Origin of the sequence: Loktanella atrilutea (assembly GCF_900128995.1) — a bacterium.
GTDB lineage: Bacteria > Pseudomonadota > Alphaproteobacteria > Rhodobacterales > Rhodobacteraceae > Loktanella > Loktanella atrilutea.
In genome coordinates, this window is record NZ_FQUE01000008.1 from 152,517 (window position 1) to 169,818 (window position 17,302).

Sequence of the window (17,302 nt, forward strand, 5' to 3'; positions counted from 1 at the left end):
TTGTTCCTTCACAACAGCGGCTTGGGTCGCGGTCCGCAATTGACGACGGCGGGCAACGGCACGGTGTCAGGCCATGGATCAAGTGGCCCTACGACAGGTCCGGCGGGACCCGTCGTCGTCAACGGCCCCGAGCCTTTCAGCAGGAACGGCAGGCAGTCGAAATTATCGGGCAGGATCGGATCGCCGAAGACCTTGTTCTCGGCGAAGATGAATTCCCCGAATGGCGCCACATATTTGCCCGCCACAAGGCCATGGGCGGCGAGCGGAAGATCCGGCACTGGCTGGCCATCGAGGGCCGCACCACTTGCCACCCGCGCCATCAGTTCACGCGGCGCGCCGACAAGAGTGCCGCCGGCATCAAAGAGCGCGTTGGCGCGCGCCCCGAGGATCAGGCGATAGCGCCCCAGCGGCGCGGGCTGGACCGGAACCGTGTTGAACAGCCGCAGGGTCGTGTCGCCGGTCGTCGCGTCCACGTCGATCGCGTAAAGCTCGATCGCCCGGCTGGGGTCGGTCGTGACCCCCTCGATCTTCAGCCGGTCCTGGGTTTCCTGCGGCAGGGTGTTGCCGGGCACCGCCGGATCGCGCGGGATCAGCGGACCCTGCGTGCCGATCAGCGACCCTTCGATCAGCACATAGGCCGGATCGACGCCCGGTGCCGTGTAGATGCCGACATTGGCCTCGACCGTATGGGCAGAGACGTAGATCTCTGCCCCGTCCCGCGCCAGCGTGCCGGCATAGATGATGTAGTCGCCCGGCATCAGAGGTGCCTGACGCGTCTGGTCGCAGCCCGGGCAAGGCGGGATCGGCAATGCGCCGGCTGGCGATCCGGGCAGGCCCGCGGTGCCCATCACGAAGGTGCCAAGCGGCGCGCCGTCGGGACCCAAGGGGCGATTGGCGGCGGGGCATTCGCCCGGCGCGCCGGCGTGGGCGATGCACATCGGATAGCCGGTGCCGGCATGGATCGTCGGATTTGCCTCGTCGACCATGAAGCGCGCGTCGGCCAGCGGATCGGGGGGCGCAAAGACGCCGTTCGGATCGTTGATGCGGATCCGGGTGACCGGCTGCGCCGGGGCGGCCGGATCGGGGTCGGCAACCAGATGGATCTCTCCGTCAGGGCCGATGTCCTTGATGTAGCCCGCACCTTCGGCCAGCGAATGCTGCGAGATCCAGACCAGTCCGGCGATATAGCGCGCGCCGACGATGTTGCCTACCACCGTCGCCTCGAAACTGGCCAGCGGCGGCGGTGTGTCGGCGAGGGCGAGACCCGAGTTCACGCCGGGCGCCGCAGGGTTCAGATCGACGATATCCGTCGCCGTCAGATACCGCGCCGGCATCTGGATGATCAGGTTCTTCGGCAGCGTCACCTCGATCCCGTGCACCTTGATGACGGCGCCCGACAGGGGATCGGTCTGGTCATCGACGGTCAGGCTCTCAATCTGGCCGACCAGCAGGAACTGGTGCGCCATGTCCTGCGCCACGACCGCGCCCGGTAGAAAGAGTGCCAGAGCGGCGATGATGAACCGTATCATGGGGTGATCTCCTTCTGGCTGACTGCATCGACCGGTGCCGCGCCGACCCTGAGGTAGAGGGGCTCTCGATCCGCAAAACCCATACCCACCGACGCCACCTGAAGGCTGAGGCCGTAGCGGCCGGGTTTCGGGAATGTCCACGCCCCCGCATAGCGACCGTCGCCAAGATCCTTCGCCCATGCGCGCGCCTGCCATGTGCCGCCGGTCGAGAAGGCCAGAAGCCTCACGTCCTTCAGCCCGTCGCTCGGCGCGCCTGTGGTCTCGTCGACCAGCCGGATGACGACACGGCCGGCGTGGCGGGCGATGAGATCAGCGTCCTCGACAGGTTCAACGCGCAGCGCCACGCGATCGGCCTCTGCTTGGGTCGGGGCCGCCGCCCCGGCCGTGGCGCTGAAGCACGAGACATGGTCGTCGGCATCAACGGCGATCGGGATGTCGTAGGTTCCACCAAAGGGCAATCGCGCCGTGGTTTCGTAGAGGCCGGGAAGGATTTCGCGAAAGCCCCGGTCGACGGTCATCAGCCCCTGCACGGTCTTGCCGTAGGTCTTGACCGTCCCCATCGGGCTGTTCATGCCTTCCATGTAGTAATAGGCCACCGCTTCATCGGCGTTCCCGACAAGGGCGCCATGACCGTAAGGCGCCACCATCGTCGCCCGCGACAGCGCCTCGTGCGGGCGGACGGGGCCCGCGGCGGACTGGATGTCGACGGGCGCAATCCGGCCCTGAGATAGTTCCGCAAGGTCGACGACAGTGAAATGATCGCTCGCCAGACCACGGACATAGGCGTAATCGTGCGAGAATGTCACCTCGACCGGTTGCGCTGCCACGCGGCCCTGCGCCACCGCCGTCCCCGACCGGGTGTCGATCAACGTCATCATGTCCTCGTCACGGTTGAGCGCGATCAGATGCTGCTGCGCAGGTTCAAGGGCCAGGGCGAAGACTCCCGGCGCCGTCGCGATCTGCCCGCGCAGGCTCAGCTTTGCGGGCTCCAGCGCCGCGATATGGGTCGCGCCCCGGATCGCTGCGTAGAGCGTACGGTTGAGCGGCGACCAGGCAAGGGACGGCTCTCCCGCATCGATCGTGCCTTTGGCGATCCGCCTGCCGGTCGTGGTGTCGATGCGGACGATCTGCCCCTCCGACGATGCCACATAAAGACCGCCGATGCCGTCGCGGACCATCGCCACCGGGCCGGCGCCGACCGCGACGGGCGTGGTCTGGCCGGTGCCGTCCGGGCGGGCGATGGTGACGGTGCCGGGGGCCGAGAGGTAGACCGCGAGTTCCCCCCGCGGCAGGGGCAGAAGGCGCGTCGGCATGCTCCCTTTGGGTAGCTCGATCAGGCCGGTGATCTGGAACGCCCGCGCATCGATGACCGCCACCGCGCCGAAGACGGGAAGCGAGACGTAGACGGTCTGTCCGTCGTCCGACTTTGCCCAGTCGGCCGGCACGCCAGGCAGGGGGATCACGCCTTCCATCTGCGTAATGGTGAAATCGACCTGCGGATTGACGATCGCGATGGACCCGTCGCGGTTCAGCACCAGCATCCGCGAGGTATTCAGATCCACGTCGGGCCGCGCCGTCACACGCCCTTGGGTGAAGAGTTTCGCCTTGGCGCTGCAGGGCAGCTCTGCCGAGACCTGCGCGTTGCGCTGCAACATCATCCAGCCCGCGACGCTGCGCCCCGACACGGGCAGGCCGCTGGCGCTGTCGGTAATCTTCACCGTCGCGCGCACCTCCTCGCCCGCCACGATCCTGTCCCCCGTGACGGGGCTGAGCGTAAAGCTGACCTTTGCCGTGTCGGGATCGTAGGTCGTGGTCAAGGGGATCTGCCAGGCGGTGCCGAAGGACTGCGCCCCGCCGTGGTCATGATCGCCTTCGCCAAGGATCGCAGAACCGACAGCAGCACCTCCGACCGCGGGAAAACGATTGTCGTCGGCGCCGCAAAGTTCGCCGGTCAGGCTAATCGGACCGTTCGCAGCCGTCTCGCGATGCAACAGTTTGGGACCGAGCAGCACACCGGCACCTATCGCTGCGGCGAGGATCATGGCGGGGACATAGGGGATGGCCATCTTCGGTCACTCGCAGACTTGGGTCAGGCCGGTCCGGTCGTCGCGGATCACGCCGCCAGCGCAGGTGTCCGGATCGAAGACCCGCATGATGCCCCATTGCCCCCCGCCGAAGGCGAACCCCAGCGGCGTCCGGTAGAGGTAATCGCCCGCGATGCCCTCGACCCCGCCCGCACGCTCCAGAAGGACGTTCTCGTGCCGACCGGGCCCGATGGCGTTGACCACGCCGACGCGGTTCTGCGGCCCCGGATCGGCGACCTGCACCGTTGACGCCTCCGCCCACGGATAGTTGACCCAGTCATGACCCGACAGGGTGAAGGCCCCGTTGCGCGGATGGCCCGCAGGCTCGACGATTCGGAACCGCACCGGGGTGCCCGCGGCGACGGTGAACAGCGGCGTGGCGGGATCACCGAAACCGTCCTCCGGCTTCGACGACAGAAGGTTGCCGTAGTCGTAGTCCATCATGGTCTCGGGATCCGCTGCCGGGTTGGCGTCGAGCCGGGTCCAGAACGGCTCGAACCGGTAGTTGAACGCCTTCTGACCCGAGTCTTCCGCATCGTCGCCGTTGCGCAGGTTCGCAAGCGCTTCGCCGCGATAGCGCAGGCTCGCGTCGTTCTGGTAGATTACGACGAATTCGCGGAACGGCGCCTGTCCCGGCACCGTCACGGTGGCCGCCGCATTCAGGCACTGGCGCCGGTTTTCAGGGGTGACCCCATCCCGGCCCTGCAACACGTCGCAATCGGTCCGCCAGGTCGCATCAACCGGCTCGACCACCAGCGCGCCGATCAGGCCGTGCGATCCGCCCTTGATGACATCGGCGAAATTCTGCAGCCCCGCGGCGCCGAATTCGACCGGGGTGAAGGTCGGTTCTGCGTCCGCTGCCCCCTTCGTCCAATCGCCCGCATACCACCGATAGGTCGCACGGTTGTCCCAAAGGTATGTGTCATCCGGCAGACTGTCGGCGCTGCCGCAGAATTCCTGCGTGGCCCCGGCATCGCAGGGATAGGCAAGCGTCGTACTGTTCAGGCCGACAGCGGATCCGTCGTTCAGCACGGCGTTCCCCGCGACAAGCTGGGCATGCAGGCCCACCGCATCCGACATCCGCACCTGGTTAAAGTTCAGACCGTCCGCGATGGGCGGCATCATGTTCCAGGACCAGTTTGCCGGATCAGTGACATCTTCGGGCTGCAGGCCCAGCATGTTGGTCAGCTCGACCTCGATGCATTCCCCGGCCCGCGCCCGCAGGATCAGAGGTTCGGGGGCTTTGGCGCCGGACCGGATCTGCGAAAGGTCAGAGGCGTCGCGCGCAATCTCGGTCACCAGCGCGGGCGGGGTGCCGCCCTCGGGCGTCGGGCCCTGCGTCTCGACCCCCGCAAGGACGAAGATCCGCGCGTTACGGTCTGTAATGTCGCGGGCGCGGTGATAGGACAGCCCTGCACCTGCCAGTTCGTTCATGCGCCACGCCTCGACGTGGAAAATCCGGCGCGGCAGGTTCGGGGCGCAGTTGTCCTGGAACGCATTGATCAGCTGATCCGTGCCGTCGTTGGTCGGCAGCTTTGCCAGCGGGGCCGTCCCGCCGCCCGGGCGCGACAGCAACTGGTCCTGCGCCACGACGCGCATCAGGCCCCACTGCCCGTCCCAGAAGTTGTCGGTCGCCGTCGTGCCGTAAAGGTGGTCCTTGGTCAGATGCGGCGACGGGTCCTGGATGTTAATGTTGAACTCGAAATGTTCAGAAATGCCGATGTGCTGCGCGGCGCGGTAGCCGCTGTTCGCTGATCCGGGGACGGCCAGCCACTTCGCGCCGTTCATGAAGAAGATGTGGTTCTCCTCCTGCGCGCCCTGCACCAGCCGGATGTCAACGTCGTCGCCCTCGCGCGCCGCAAGGATCGGCGTGCCGGGATCGCCGTCACGGCGCAGCCCCGCCGGTTCGCTGCACAGGTGGTCATCGGTATCGACGCAGTCCCGCGTGAGGTAATTCTCCATGAAAATGCGGCGGGTGTCGTAGATCAGACCATCGGCGGCGATGGCATCGCGGATCTGCTGATCCTGGCCCGCGTGGGCCGGGCTGGAAAAGACGTTCGCAAGGTCGCTTTGATCGCAGAGCGCCGCGACCACGCGCGCCTCACAGGCGTCGGCCTCGGCCGGTCCCCAGGGGCCGTCCCGGCAATCGCTGATGCGCACGTCCGGCAGCGTGGTTCCGCCAACCTGGCGCGCGGTTTCCAGCGCCGCCTTGCAGGCGGAGACCTGCGTCGGATCGAAGGTCTTCAGCGACCACTTCCTATGCTCGTTCGCGTCGCCCACGCGCCCCGGCACCGGTTCGTTGCGATAGTTGATCACCTGTCCACCCGGGTCGCTGACCGAAATGCCTTCGGGTCGCGGCAGAGTGGAATCAAAGACCATCTCCGGCAGGTCATGGTCCAGCTGACCCGGCGGGCTGATCGGCTTGTTTTCCGGCGGCGCCGTGTAAAGCAGCGCGAAATCCGCGATCGCCATGTTGTATTCGCGGGTGCTGCTTGCCGGCTTGCCGTCATTTTCCGGCACGACGATGTTCGCGGCAAAAGACGTCGGGCCACCGTCGTCGCGCTTCACGACCTGCGCACCAGCCTCCTCGCCGCCAAAGGTCTTGCCGGCCAGTGATTGCCAGCTCGATCCATCCGGTTCGATGACCAGCGCGGCATAGAACCCGTGCTGCTGCGCCGAGCTCGGGCCGAAATGGTCGTGGGTGAACACCGTGCGGACCGAGCGGTCGACACCGTTCTGGTTCAGCAGCGGATCGGCCCACCAGCGCTGGATCGTGGATTGCGCCCCGCACCAAGGGTGCGCCGCAAGTGCCAGTTCGGCCGCATGCGGGTCGGCCGGCAAGCTCGCCGGACACTGGCCGCGCGGATCGCCCGCAAGTGGACCGCCCGGCTGGAACAGGCGGTGCGTCAGGGGCCGCAACTCTGCCGCCCCGCGGAATGCATTGCTGGCGATGATCCGCTCGCGGATCTCGTCGGGCGAGAACGTGCCGTCCTCGTAGTTCCAGCCGTTGCCCGACCCGTCAGACGCGGTCACGTCGAACTTCACCAAGTGAATGTGCTGTCCCACCGTGTCGGTCGGCGTGAACACTTGGAAATCGTCGAGGTTCAGGTTCGACGGCATCAGGTTCGTCGCCTCGAAGACCACGCATTCGCCGGAATTCGCGCGAAAGAAGAACGGCTCCGGCGCGCGGCTGTGATCGAGGATCGCCCCGGCATCCTCCTCCAGCGCGATGATGCGGGCCTGCGGATCGTGCCAGCCGTGCTTGTTTACCGGCATGTCGAACTGCAGGTAGGCGGCGCGGTACCTGCGTTCGGCCGCCAGCTCTCGCCACAGGGCGGGGTCATCCGGATCGTCCCCCGCCTTGCCCAGATAGAAGCGTTTCGCGCAGGGGTCAGCGAAGGGCGCGCCGGGCTTGGGCGCAGAACCGTTGACGCGGAACAGCACGCTGGCCTCTGCCGAATTGCAGGTGCCATCCGACAGGCAGGTCGGATAGGCCCGTTCCGGCACACCGTACTTGGATCGTTCCACGGTCACGGAGTCCGGGCCAAGGCCCGCGTGAAACTCCATCGCGGTCTGCTCCTCTGGCGTCCCGTCCAGCGGCAGTTTGCGGATCCAGGCCTTGGTCAGCTTCGCGGCCAAACCGAAAAGCGCGGGGTTGGCGTTCTGGTCGCGGACACGGGCGGCGATGCGGTTCGCCTGACCCATCGGGTCGTCCTCTGGAATCGTCGTGTCGAAATACTTCGCCTCCAGGTCCGTCGGATTGCCGCTGGTGTCGGTGCCGAAAGGTGCGGTCCCGGTCTCGCGCTCGCCCGCGAGGACGACGTGGCGCATCAGCGTGTCCGCACTGTCTTCCGCATAGGCATCGGGGTCGATGTCGAGCGGCGCCTGCGGCGGACGGTGGCCGGGGATGCCGGCGACATAGAAGGGATAGCCGCGAAAGCCGGCGCTCGGCATCGGAGGCAGCGGCGTCTCGGGCATCGGAACGACGGCGGGGTTGGGCGTGCCGCCCGCGATCTCTCCGTCCGGCAACATCCGGTCGGCAGTGCCTGCCTCGAACACGTCGTGGGTGCGCCACAGCTCCCACATGCCCTGCGCGAAATGAGGGTAAAGGTGGCAGTGGAAGATCGAATCGCCCGGCGTCAGGTTGCGATTGCCCGAGCCACCATAATGAACCTCGTAGGTGAACGACGCACCGGGAGAGATCGTCTGGCTGTCGAGGTAGACCGAATCCGGATCATGCCAGTCCTGGGTCCACTGGTGTGCGTGCAGATGAAAGACATGGGTTTCCTTCGGCCCGGCATGCAGGTTGCGGAACCGCACCGGATCGCCGAGATAGGAGTGGTGCACGTTCGACGGATCGTCGGGATAGAGCGCGCGCAGCGCCGTGCCGTCTTCGTCGCGGTCGATGACCAGCGCAGGATCGCCCATCGCCCAGGACGTCAGGAAGAACTCCTCGAGCTTGCACTCCACGCAATCCTTCGCCGGCCCGATACCGGCGCGGTTGGCCAGCACCATCGCGCCCAGTCCGGCGGCGCCGTAGTTGATGCCCATCCCGTCGCGCAGCGCATGGATCGGGTTTTCCTCGTCCTCAAGCTCGCGGAACGCCTGAACGGCGGTAATCTCGTCATGGAAGATCACGGTGAATTCGCGAAAGGGTTCGCCACAGGCATTGCCGGGCCCGAGGATCAGGTCGCAATGCTCTCCGTTCGCTCGCACGTCGATGATCGCGTTGATGTCGCTATGGACCAGCTCGCGCGCCGCATGATGGTCCCCGGCAAGCGGCATGGTCATGGCGAGGATCGGAACGCCGTCCTCATCCGCGACGTCGTAATTGCCTATGACCGGCGTGCCGAGTTCGGAGGTTCCGGTCGTGGCGGCATTCAACTGCGGCCCGGTCACCTGTGATCGATACCAGTGCGATCCGGCCGGTTCGACATTAACCGACCCGAAGAGCCCCAGCCCGAGTTGCCCGCCGTCGCCTTCGCCTCCCGCGGCGGCGGCCATCGAATAAAGAAGGTAGCCGCCCTCCTTCCTGGCAATCCATGTATAAGTCTTCGTCTCGCCGGGTGCTGCCAGCGCAGAGGGGTTGAACCCCACGTTCGTCCCGTCGGACGCGATCGATCCCGACAGTTCGAGCCCGTTGACGTGGATCGACGCCGACCGTGTCGCTGGCTCGTCTGAATCGATGGAGATGTCTTCGAAAGTCTGCGGATCGACCACATGCTCCTCGCCGTCGCGGTCGGGCGACAGCAGGTTGGTGAACTCCACGCGCAGGCAGTCGCCCTCGTTCACCCTCAGAACGATGGGGCGGGGGCGCTTGTCTTCGCGCAGGCGCACGTTGCCTGCGAGGTCAACGTCGGTGGCGGCATCGGGTAGCATGGGGATTGCAGCGCCGTCGATAAGACCGTTCTCGGCTGCACCCTCACCATCGCTGACCACCACGTCGCGGCGCAGCGCATAAAGCATTCCGCCAGGGTTGAACGCGCCGAACCGATTGTAGACATACATCTGCTCAAGCGCGACGACGCGGGCGAGCACGGTATTTTGCGCCATGCAGACGGAGGATTCCGCCGCTGGGGATATGGAAGACTCCGGTTGTTCATCGGAACCATCTATGGCTGCCTCCGCGTGCTGCGCCGGCACCCCTGTCATTGTCAATGTGAGCAAAAATGCAAAAACAAACCGGAACGCTACAGCATCGGACATGGAAGAACTCCACCAGCTGGCATAAATTTTCAGGTCTGGAAGTGGCCCCGGCAAATTCTGGGCGTAAAAACGGAAACGTCTAAACTCTAATTGAGTCGTTTCAGAAGTTTACCTAGAGTAAGCTTTAGAAAATTTCCCGTCAAGGTAGCACGGTGTCTATCAGAACAACGAAGGCTTGGATCCGATCGGTGTCGTCGACCCTGTTTGAATTATTTCAACATCAGTAAAGCCATACGAAGTCATGCCTCGGCGCCGGCGACAATGAACGGCCCGCAGCAGGCCATTCAATTTTCACGGCGGAAGTCCGGTTCAAGCCAACCTCCATAAAAGTCGCGACGCATTCGCAAGACAGCAAGGCCGCGAAAAACAATAGATAATTCCATTAACTTGTCTACTACCCGGTTAATATCGGGCGAAGCGATTTAATTTCCGTCAGGATCAAATCGAAGAACGCCGCGACACCTGCCGCATTGCGGTTGTCGGGATGCGCGAGGATGCGCTAGGCGCGGGTCAGCTTGGGCACCGGTCCAAGCACCGAGATCAGGTCCGCCTTGGCATCCCCCAGTGCCATCGGCAGAGGTGCCACGCCAACGGCATCTGGAAAACTCCCATAAGCGACATGTAGATAATTCGCTCGCAGGCTGCCCTACATGTCGTTTCGCGTTTTACTTCGCGGAAGCTCTGTCCCGATTCCGAGACAACTTTGCCCCCGATTGACCGGGCGTCAGTGCGTCCAGACACCACGCCGGTTCGTGGCGAAGTTCTCGCCATAGCCGCCGGGACGCACGTTGGCGCGGCGGGTCTGGGGCTCTGTCACGATGGCGTCGATGCCGTGGTCCTTGGCATAGTCCAGCGCCTCCTCCTTCGTCGCGAAGGTCAGGCGCACCTGGCTTTGCGTGTCGTTGGAACTGGTCCAGCCCATCAGCGGATCGATCTCGCGGGCGCTCTCGTTCTCGAAATCCAGAATCCAGACCTGGGTCTTGGCCGTGCCCGACGACATGGCGGTCTTGGCGGGGCGATAGATGCGGGCCTGCATGGGACGACTCCTGTTGAACCGCGCACGTTATCGGCAAATCGCCGCAAAAGGGCAAGAGGAACCCTGCCCGAACGCCCAGCGTTGAAACCCTGAACCCAACGACAGGACCGATAATGAAGATGTTTCCCCTGATGGCCGCCCTGGCCGTGACGCCCGTCGCAGCATTTGCCGCGGCACATGCCGAGATGACGCCGATGACCGCCACCCTGAACGGCACCGACGGATCCGGCAGGGGCACCGTGACCGTGACCCCGACGGAATCGGGCGAGATGCTGGTGCAGATCGACCTGTCCGGCCTGCCCGCCGGCGACCATGCGATTCACGTCCACGAAACCGGCGACTGCGCCGCCGCCGACTTCAAGAGCGCCGGCGGTCATCTGGCCGAAGGGCACGACCACGGCGTGATGGCGGCGAACGGCCCGCATCCGGGCGATATCCCGAACATCACCGTGGCCGAGGATGGCACCGCGAAGATGGAATTCTTCAATGCCATGCTTACGCCCCAGATGATGGGCGACGATGACGGCTCTGCCTTCATCGTCCACGCCGGCACCGACGACTACGCCAGCCAGCCGGCCGGCGACGCGGGTGACCGCATCGCCTGTGGCGTCTTCGAATAGATCAGAACGCCCACTCGCCCTTGCGCATCACCGGGACCGTTTCACCGGTCCGGGTGATGCCATCGATATCGACGGCATCCGAACCCATCATCCAGTCGACGTGGATCAGGGACTGATTGCCGCCCTTCTGCTTCAGTTCGTCCTCTGCCAACTCCGACCCGCCCTGGATCGTGTCGGCGTAGCATTGGCCCAGCGCGATGTGGCAGGACGCGTTTTCGTCGAACAGCGTGTTGTAGAACAACGTGCCTGACTGCGAGATCGGCGAGGAGTGGGGCACCAGCGCCACCTCTCCGATCCGGCTCGACCCGTCGTCGACGGCCAGCAGGTCGCGGAACACGGCCTCACCGGTCGAGGCCGTCGCCTCCACGATCTTGCCCGCCTCGAAGCGGACCGCGATGTCGCGGATGACGGTGCCTTGGTAAGCGAGGGGTTTTGTCGCCGCGACCGTGCCGTCCACCTTGTAGGCGTGCGGGCAGGTAAAGACCTCCTCCGTCGGGATGTTGGGCTGGCAGGTCACACCGTTCAGTGCGGGCGAGGCGCCGCCCTTCCAGATGTGCCCCTCTGCCAGCCCCAGCCGCAGGTCGGTGCCGGGCCCGGTATACTGCAGCGCCTCGAAGTTCTGGTCGTTCAGCCATTTGACACGCGTCTTCAGCTCTGCCGTGTGGTCGGCCCAGTTCTGCACCGGGTCGTCGCCGCCCAGTCGCGAGGCGTCGTAGATCGCGTCCAGCAACCGCGACTGCGCCTGCTCCACCGGCAGGTCGGGAAAGACGCGCGCGGCCCAGGCGGCGCCCGGAAAGGCGACGATGTTCCAGTTCACCTCGAACCCCACGATCGGATTCATCGCGGGCTTGGCCGCGATGGACACGGCCTTGGACGCGCGGGCGACGCGCGCCGGGTCCTGTTCGGCCAGCAGCATCGGATCGTCGCCGGTGATCGCCATGCGCGCGGCCCCGCCCTTGTAGGCGCGGCCCAGCCCTTCGTAGAACCAGTCCGGGGCGCGGTCGAAACTGTGATCGCCGGCGTTTTCATACCGCGCCAGCGTGATCGCATCGTCGGTAAAGAACGGCAGCACCAGCCCCGCACCCGCCCTGTAGGCATGGACCGCGATGCGCTGCACCAGCGGCAGGGCGGACAGGTTCGCCATGATGATCAGGTCCTGCCCCTGCTGCAGGTTCACGCCAGTGCGCACGGCGACCTCGGCCAGACGGTCGAGTTTGTCGATATCCAGATGATTGGACATGGAAGAAGCTCCTTGGAATTTGCCGCGACCCTACGCCTCTGCCCTCCGGCGTCAACCGCGCCTCAGGGCCGGTCCAGCACCTCCACCGACAGGATCGTGGGCAGGTGGCGCGTCACTTCAGTCCACGTGTCGCCTTCGTCCCGGCTGGCAAAGACGGAACCGGAGTTCGTGCCGAAGTAGACCCCCGCCGGATCGCGGGCGTCGCCCGCCATGGCCTGCCGCAGCACGGTGAAGTAGCAGCCCTCCTGCGGCAGCCCGCTCCGCAGCCCTTCCCACGAGGCACCGCCGTCGCGTGACCGCCAGACGGCGCAGGCGGCATCGGGTGGAAAGCGGCCCGCCATGTCGCCGTTCAGCGGAAGCGTCCAGATCGTGTCGGGGTCGCGCGGATGCACCCGGATCGGAAAGCCGAAGGTCGACGGCAGCCCGGCCGTCACGTCGTCCCATGACCGCCCGCCGTCGCCTGACCGCCAGACCCCGTGGTGGTTCTGCTGATACAGCACGTCGCCGTCCCCCGGCGCGCGCATCATGTTGTGGACGCAATGACCGACCTCTCCACCCTCCGGCCCCGCCGGGTGGTGGTGGTCGGCACAGGCGCCGACGTTCGACAGCCGGTTGCGCCGGTCCCATGTCGCGCCGCCGTCCTCGGTGGCAAAGACGCCTTCGGCGCTGATCCCGACCCACATCCGGTCCCGGTCCACGGGATGACTGACGAGGCTGTGCAGCGTCAGGCCTGCACCGCCCGCCTGCCAGTCCTCGACCCCCTGATCGTCGGTCAGCCCGCCGACCTTTTCCCACGTCTCGCCCATGTCACGACTTCGCAGCAACCGCGCGGGCTTGGTCCCGGCGTAAAGGATGCCGTGAGCGAAATGCAGCGACCAGACCTGCGCGAATTCCTTCCCGAAAGGCGCGGGCTCGTCGGTCCAGCCGATCATCGCCGCGAACCCCGGGTCGTTGGCCGCCCAGTCATCCATCTGGCCCGTCGTCAGCTTGGCCAGCGTCCACGTCGCGCCGCCGTCGCGCGACCGCCAGATCCCGGCACCATTCCAGTCCCCGCCGCCGCCGGCCCAAAGCATCCCGCTTTCCGGATCGCCGATCAAGTGGTTGATCGGCCAGCCATCGCAGAAGGGGCCGACAGCGACCGTGGCCCCCTCCTCCACCAGAAACGCACCCTTCGACGTGCCAAGCAGGATCGACAGACCCATTGCATCCTCCCCACAGCCTCCGCGCCGCGAATTTACCACATCGCCAAAGCCGCGTCGCTAGAATCGTGATGCTGACGGCAACTGTCAGCAGCCCCCCTTGAACCGCCCCGCTTCGGGATCAAATATGTCACGACCCCCAAAGGAATCCCCATGGCCTACGCGCAGACCGACAGAAGAGAGCTCGCCGATGCCGCCTATCTGTCAAACCCCGCGCCCAACGTGCGCGAGCGGGAAAAGATGGAAGGCGGCCGCAAGTTCATCCTCCGGACAGAGTTCGACCCCGCCGGCGACCAGCCGACCGCGATCGTGGAACTGGCAGAGGGTGTCCGGAACGGCGAGCGCGATCAGGTGCTGCTGGGCGCCACGGGTACCGGCAAGACCTTCACCATGGCCAAGATCATCGAGGAGACGCAGCGCCCCGCCATCATCCTCGCCCCGAACAAGACGCTGGCGGCGCAGCTGTACGGCGAATTCAAGGGCTTCTTCCCCGACAATGCGGTGGAATACTTCGTCAGCTACTACGACTACTACCAGCCGGAGGCCTACGTCGCCCGGTCGGACACCTACATCGAGAAGGAATCGCAGATCAACGAGCAGATCGACCGGATGCGCCACTCGGCCACCCGCGCGCTGCTGGAACGCGACGACGTGATCATCGTCGCCTCGGTGTCCTGCATCTATGGCATCGGCTCGGTCGAGACCTACGGCGCCATGACCCAGGACATCCACGTCGGCAAGTCCTACGACCAGCGCAAGATCATGGCCGACCTGATCGCCCAGCAATACCGCCGCAACGACGCCGCCTTCCAGCGTGGCAGCTTCCGCGTGCGCGGCGACAGCCTTGAAATCTTCCCCGCCCACCTCGACGACCGGGCATGGCGCCTGTCCTTCTTCGGCGAGGAACTGGAATCGATCACCGAATTCGACCCGTTGACCGGCGAGAAGACCGACACCTTCCAGAAGATCCGCGTCTACGCCAACAGCCACTACGTGACGCCGAAGCCCACGATGCAGCAGGCCATCATCGGCATCAAGAAAGAGCTGCGGATGCGGCTCGACCAGCTGGTCGCGGACGGCAAGCTGCTGGAGGCGCAGCGGCTGGAACAGCGCACCAACTTCGACCTCGAGATGCTGGAGGCGACCGGCGTCTGCAACGGGATCGAGAACTATTCCCGCTACCTGACGGGCCGCGCCCCCGGCGAGCCGCCACCCACCCTCTTCGAGTTCATCCCAGACAACGCCATCGTCTTCGCCGACGAAAGCCACGTCTCGGTCCCCCAGATCGGCGGCATGTACAAGGGCGACTATCGGCGCAAGTTCACGCTGGCCGAACACGGCTTCCGCCTGCCGTCCTGCATGGACAACCGCCCGCTGAAGTTCGAGGAATGGGACGCCATGCGGCCCCAGTCCGTCTTCGTCAGCGCCACGCCTGCGGCGTGGGAGCTGGAACAAACGGGCGGCGTCTTCACCGAACAGATCATCCGCCCCACCGGCCTGATCGACCCCCAGATCGAGATCCGCCCCGTCGAGATGCAGGTCGACGACCTGCTCGACGAGGTGCGGAAAGTGAGCGCGGCAGGCTACCGCACGCTCTGCACCACGCTGACGAAGCGGATGGCCGAGGATCTGACTGAATATATGCACGAACAGGGCATCCGCGTGCGCTACATGCACTCGGACATCGACACGATCGAGCGGATCGAGATCCTGCGCGACCTGCGGCTCGGTGCCTTCGACGTGCTGATCGGCATCAACCTGCTGCGCGAGGGGCTCGACATTCCCGAATGTGGGCTGGTGGCGATCCTCGACGCCGACAAGGAAGGCTTCCTGCGGTCAGAGACCTCTCTGGTCCAGACCATCGGCCGCGCCGCCCGCAACGCCGAAGGTCGCGTCATCATGTATGCCGACCGGATCACCGGGTCGATGGACCGCGCGATGAAGGAAACCGAACGCCGCCGCGCCAAGCAGATGGCCTACAACGTCGAACACGGGATCACCCCCACGACGGTCAAGAAGAACGTCGAGGACATTCTCGCCGGCCTCTACAAGGGCGACGTGGACATGAACCGCGTCACGGCCAAGGTCGAGCGGCAGGGGTCGAACATGAAGGCCGTGCTGGACGGGCTGCGCACCGACATGCGCAAGGCCGCCGAGAACCTCGAGTTCGAGGAGGCCGCCCGCCTGCGCGACGAGCTCAAGCGGCTGGAAGCCGTCGAACTCGCCATCGCCGACGACCCACTGGCGCGGCAACAGGCCGTGGACAAGGCGGTCGAGGATTCCGCCAAGGCATCCGGCCGGTCCACCGGCGGCCGCGGCGGGATGCGCGGCGGCAAGTCGCGGTACGGCGGGAAGAAGCACTAAGCGCCATCCGCAACGCGGCGTCACCGGCACGGATCATCGACCATTCAAGGACACAGGCGCATGGCGCATAAGCTCGGACGACTGATCGATCATCTTCATCTGCGTGTCGCGGATCTGGACAAGAGCAGGGCGTTTTACAGGGCCGTGCTGACCAGCCTCGATCTCGCCGACGCGTTCCACGATGGCGATCACTACTTCGCCGCCGATGAACTCTACGTCGACGCGGCGGACGGTTCCGTCTCGCGGGTGCATCTGGCGTTTCAGGCCCGGACACGCGCACAGGTCGATGCGTTCCACACCGCCGCGCTAAGGGCGGGCGGCGTGGACAACGGCAGACCCGGCCTGCGCGACTACCACGAGCAGTATTACGCGGCCTTCGTCTTCGACCCCGACGGAAACAACATCGAGGCCGTCTGCGATGCACCGACCCAAAGGTCGGCTGCGGTCATAGAGGTCGAGCGGACGGGTTGACCGCCCGTTCAGCGCGTTGGCCTGTCACTGCGCCCCGTCAGCGCCTTGAACAGCATGACCAGCAGCACCGCGCCGATCACCCCGATCACCAGCACCGCCAGCAGGCCCGCACCGATCGCGGCCGTCACCCCCAGCAGGGCCAGCACGAAGGGCAGCGCCACGGCGCCGATGATCCCGGCCACGATATAGGCCAGCTTGTTGCCGCCCGTGATCACGGCGGCGATCAGCCCCGCGACCAGTCCGATCACGGCAAGGATCGTCACCGCGCCCCAGCCGACCACCTGCAGAAACGTGTCCATCGCGAATTCCCTTCGTTGCATTCACCACACAACCTGCCCCGCCCGCCCCGGTTCCGCAATCGTCCTGTTTTGCCGGCAGACGCGCCGCCAATCTTGACACGGGCACCGCCGCGGGCCATATCGGGCGCGGATGGGGACGTAGCTCAGTTGGGAGAGCGCGTCGTTCGCAATGACGAGGTCGTCGGTTCGATCCCGATCGTCTCCACCAGTACTAACGATTACAATGCCTTGAGAGACTGTGAAGCACGGTGCGCCGCACTAGGGTCACACAGTTATGCGCAATCCCACGTATCTCGTTCGCTCTCGGCACGGGGTTTTTTACTTCCGCTGGCCCCTCCCCGCCTCTCGACATCCCGACAAGCGACGGTCAGAGGTCAGGCTCTCTCTCCGTACCCGGCAACCTTCTATTGCGCTGATGCTGGCGAGGGAGATGGCCGTAGGCGGGTTGCGGCTGAATACAGGGAGGCCACAGGGCATGCGTTACGATGAGATGCGCCGACACGTCCTTGAGCACTTCCAGACCCGCCTTGATAACCTTCGAGAACAGATCGCGGCGCACGGCCCACCTGATGATCGCACACAAGCTGTAATGAGAGCGACACTGGGCATTGCTCAGGAGGCACCGGGGGATTTTCAGGGGTCAGCTGCCCCAGCCGAACTGAACCGCGCCGGGTTTGCCAGAGACTTGAAACCTGAGAAGGATGAGAGTCATGGAAAAGAGCAAGATGGCCAACCGCTATTCACCGGAGGTTCG

General features: G+C 65.4%; 11 protein-coding genes, 1 tRNA gene and 1 pseudogene. 6 read left to right on the plus strand and 7 right to left on the minus strand.

Features of this window, described 5'->3' with window-relative positions; genetic code table 11:
* Positions 1-8: 8 nt before the first annotated feature.
* From BUA54_RS15530 to BUA54_RS15545, 4 genes are all read right to left on the minus strand, one after another.
* Entirely contained in the window at positions 9-1,529 is a 1,521-nt protein-coding gene (locus BUA54_RS15530; protein ID WP_072858174.1) for a hypothetical protein, read from the minus strand.
* On the minus strand, positions 1,526-3,595 hold the full coding sequence (locus BUA54_RS15535) for a YncE family protein (protein ID WP_072858175.1): 2,070 nt from the start codon (positions 3,593-3,595) through the stop codon (positions 1,526-1,528). Before BUA54_RS15535 ends, BUA54_RS15530 begins: the two co-directional genes overlap by 4 nt.
* Positions 3,596-3,601: 6 nt before the next feature.
* Positions 3,602-9,166, minus strand: coding sequence for a cupredoxin domain-containing protein (locus tag BUA54_RS15540; protein WP_072858176.1), 5,565 nt, complete (start codon positions 9,164-9,166; stop codon positions 3,602-3,604).
* Between the two features lie 877 nt (positions 9,167-10,043).
* A complete protein-coding gene (locus tag BUA54_RS15545; RefSeq protein WP_072858177.1) occupies positions 10,044-10,355 on the minus strand; it encodes an ETC complex I subunit in 312 nt (103 codons plus the stop codon).
* 113 nt (positions 10,356-10,468) lie between these two features.
* Here BUA54_RS15545 and BUA54_RS15550 point away from each other — a divergent pair, with 113 nt between their 5' ends.
* Positions 10,469-10,975, plus strand: a complete 507-nt coding sequence (locus BUA54_RS15550) for a superoxide dismutase family protein (RefSeq protein ID WP_072858178.1) — start codon at positions 10,469-10,471, stop codon at positions 10,973-10,975.
* 1 nt (position 10,976) lies between these two features.
* Here the strand turns inward: BUA54_RS15550 and BUA54_RS15555 are convergent, their stop codons facing one another.
* Both BUA54_RS15555 and BUA54_RS15560 read right to left on the minus strand, forming a co-directional pair.
* Positions 10,977-12,215, minus strand: coding sequence for an aminopeptidase (locus BUA54_RS15555; RefSeq protein ID WP_072858179.1), 1,239 nt, complete (start codon positions 12,213-12,215; stop codon positions 10,977-10,979).
* Positions 12,216-12,277: 62 nt separating this feature from the next.
* A complete protein-coding gene (locus BUA54_RS15560) occupies positions 12,278-13,417 on the minus strand; it encodes a WD40/YVTN/BNR-like repeat-containing protein (protein ID WP_072858180.1) in 1,140 nt (379 codons plus the stop codon).
* Between the two features lie 150 nt (positions 13,418-13,567).
* On the opposite strand from BUA54_RS15560, the gene uvrB reads away from it, so the two are divergent.
* Positions 13,568-15,778 carry an excinuclease ABC subunit UvrB gene (gene uvrB / locus BUA54_RS15565; RefSeq protein WP_072858181.1) on the plus strand — a complete coding sequence of 737 codons (2,211 nt, stop codon included), beginning with the start codon at positions 13,568-13,570 and terminating at the stop codon, positions 15,776-15,778.
* Positions 15,779-15,838: 60 nt separating this feature from the next.
* Entirely contained in the window at positions 15,839-16,249 is a 411-nt protein-coding gene (locus BUA54_RS15570; RefSeq protein ID WP_072858182.1) for a VOC family protein, read from the plus strand.
* 8 nt (positions 16,250-16,257) lie between these two features.
* Here the strand turns inward: BUA54_RS15570 and BUA54_RS15575 are convergent, their stop codons facing one another.
* Positions 16,258-16,548, minus strand: coding sequence for a hypothetical protein (locus BUA54_RS15575; protein WP_072858183.1), 291 nt, complete (start codon positions 16,546-16,548; stop codon positions 16,258-16,260).
* A gap of 132 nt (positions 16,549-16,680) precedes the next feature.
* Here BUA54_RS15575 and BUA54_RS15580 point away from each other — a divergent pair.
* The 3 genes and pseudogenes from BUA54_RS15580 to BUA54_RS21385 all read left to right on the plus strand — a co-directional run.
* Positions 16,681-16,756 (plus strand) — tRNA-Ala (locus BUA54_RS15580).
* Positions 16,757-16,822: 66 nt separating this feature from the next.
* Positions 16,823-16,975: pseudogene (locus BUA54_RS21885) on the plus strand (DUF6538 domain-containing protein); the annotation flags it as partial.
* Positions 16,976-17,023: 48 nt separating this feature from the next.
* A partial coding sequence (locus BUA54_RS21385; RefSeq protein ID WP_218588289.1) for a hypothetical protein occupies positions 17,024-17,302 on the plus strand: 279 nt, incomplete at its 3' end.